Raw genomic sequence first — 2080 nt, 5'->3', positions numbered from 1 at the left:
AAGTATTTGGATTGTCACTGCTTGCTCCAAAGTTAACATGTTGAGCAGTCCAAAATGACCGCTATATTAACCAAGGGGGTCAGTTTTTAAATGCCATTAGGGGGTCATTTTTACACTGCCGCTAACAGCATATCTGATTGTTGGGTAGCTACACTTTGAAATCTCAAAACAGATAAAGAATAGAGTAATGGATAAAGACATGCCGTTGTAGTCGAAGCATTGAACAGCACAACAATTCGATTTTGAGTTGAATGCTTTTTTGAGAGTTTGATTGTCTTTAAGAAGAACATTACACAATTGAAGAACTAAATGAAGTAAACACTATATAGACTTAAATAAAATTAGCCTAGAATTATTTTTTTAATAAGTCATTGTTTTATATATTGTTTATCTATAAACACAGAGAGTTATGAACTTAAAGTACTATGTACTTAATTTAACATAATCTATATTATACGCAATTGGCATGTTAGAACCCATTCAAAATGTCTATATTCTCACCAATAAAAATGTCTAGTTTATGATGGCTTAAACATCATGGACTGGATATGAAATATAGATGCTGATCACTATGTCTGACAAAGAAATTCAACGTCTTGCTGTTCTGCAAGACGTTCGAGATCATCGTATTACCCAAGTCCGTGCTGCTGAAATCCTTAATCTTTCAACCCGTCAAATTACCTGGTTATTATAGAAGCTCAATCAAGATGGTGTTTCAGGTATGGCGCATGCCAGTCGTGGTCAACCTGGCCATCGTCGCCATGATGATTTATTAAAATCAAAATGTCTTTCCATTATTTCTGAACATCTGCTGGGATTTGGATCTACCTTGGCTCATGAAAAGCTCACTACCATTCATGGATTCGATATTTCAGTGGAAACACTACGTTCCTGGATGATTGCAGCCAATTTATGGATTCTGCGATCCAAGTGCAAATTCTTATTTAATGATCATTAAATTTTGTGCTAACTTGGACAGATATTATTCGGCTAATTGGACAAACAGTTATTGTTCTTTAAGATGATTAATTAATCGCTCATAGTCATTTTTAGAAAGTTTACCAATGTAAGTTAATTTTGTTTTATCAATTGGCAACTGATATGTCTGTACGGTATCAATCCATGATTTTTTACTTAGTCCAACCGATTCCCAATCTATAATTTCAATATATTTACGTTTAATAAAATCAGATTTATTGTCATATTGACTACTTAAACGGAATACGATGTAGTCTTTTTTTGTTTGTCGAATATATAAAACAGGGCGAGTTTTGCCATCTACTATATCTGTCAAACCAACATAAGCCCAATACAAATCCTGTGCCATTAGTACCCACCATCATCGTTTAAAAATGCTTGAGCAGATTTTGTATTAGATACTTTTACACTTGGGATATTATGGCTAAGAGCTATGAGCTGTGCTGTATTAAAATCATCATCACTTATTTGATTGCTTACAGGGATTCGACCTGTTTTGGCTATTTCAGCCATGACCATACTAAAAACAGATGCAGGGGTTAGCCCAACTTTTTTAATAATGTACTCTGCTGATTCAGAAATAGCCTCATCCACAGAATATTGAACTCTCTTTTTTATTAGCTTAGACATTTAACACCTCTCAATCTTGTTAAGGCCATTTAATGCCATAAAATGGTACAAGGCAAGTGAGTAGTAAGTGGTAAGCATCCGGCTAACACAGCCTTACCAAGCGATCCTATAAGCCTTAATTTAGTTCCCACCTAAAAACAAGTGGGGACTTAATCCATGAACATGGATATATATTCAGCAACACCTCCTGTTGCTAAAAAACGCAGAACATACAGCAAAGAATTCAAACTCAGTATTGTCAATGCCTGTAAAAATCCTAATACCTCGATCGCTTCGGTCGCACTGCAACATAGTATTAATGCCAACCTTGTCAGTCGTTGGATCAGGATCTTCAGCCATCATGATGGTGCCGTGCAGGATCCTACTCATGTGAATCCAGCATTTATTGCTTTGCCTTACACTGCTGCAATCAGCCAACCTATTGATGAGAGGATCACGTTGTGTATCACCGTGCCTCATACGAATAATGATA

Annotated in this window: 3 protein-coding genes and 1 pseudogene; 2 read left to right on the top strand and 2 right to left on the bottom strand. The window is 35.9% G+C overall.

The window, feature by feature from the left end:
• Positions 1 to 559 precede the first annotated feature (559 nt).
• Positions 560 to 931, top strand: a pseudogene (locus tag FTU77_RS15835) (ISNCY family transposase); the annotation flags it as partial.
• A 75-nt stretch (positions 932 to 1006) separates the two neighbouring features.
• On the opposite strand, the gene FTU77_RS15830 reads toward FTU77_RS15835, so the two are convergent.
• Both FTU77_RS15830 and FTU77_RS15825 read right to left on the bottom strand, forming a co-directional pair.
• On the bottom strand, positions 1007 to 1327 hold the full coding sequence (locus FTU77_RS15830; protein ID WP_127800962.1) for a hypothetical protein: 321 nt from the start codon (positions 1325 to 1327) through the stop codon (positions 1007 to 1009).
• Positions 1327 to 1608, bottom strand: a complete 282-nt coding sequence (locus FTU77_RS15825; RefSeq protein ID WP_127800960.1) for a type II toxin-antitoxin system RelB/DinJ family antitoxin — start codon at positions 1606 to 1608, stop codon at positions 1327 to 1329. The genes FTU77_RS15830 and FTU77_RS15825 overlap by 1 nt, the downstream gene beginning before the upstream one ends.
• 156 nt (positions 1609 to 1764) lie before the next feature.
• On the opposite strand from FTU77_RS15825, the gene FTU77_RS15820 reads away from it, so the two are divergent.
• Positions 1765 to 2080: transposase (locus FTU77_RS15820; protein WP_180022990.1), on the top strand; the 316-nt coding region annotated here is incomplete at its 3' end.

The sequence above is a fragment of the Acinetobacter sp. YH12142 genome, assembly GCF_013418435.1.
Lineage (GTDB): Bacteria > Pseudomonadota > Gammaproteobacteria > Pseudomonadales > Moraxellaceae > Acinetobacter > Acinetobacter amyesii.
Note: the sequence above shows the minus strand (reverse complement) of the source record. Positions and strands in the feature narration are given on the sequence as shown.

What these genes read in the sequence shown, in the direction of transcription:
- FTU77_RS15830 (WP_127800962.1), bottom strand. Translation starts at nt 1,327, where the DNA reads ATGGCACAGGATTTGTATTGGGCTTATGTTGGTTTGACAGATATAGTA.
- FTU77_RS15825 (WP_127800960.1), bottom strand. Translation starts at nt 1,608, where the DNA reads ATGTCTAAGCTAATAAAAAAGAGAGTTCAATATTCTGTGGATGAGGCT.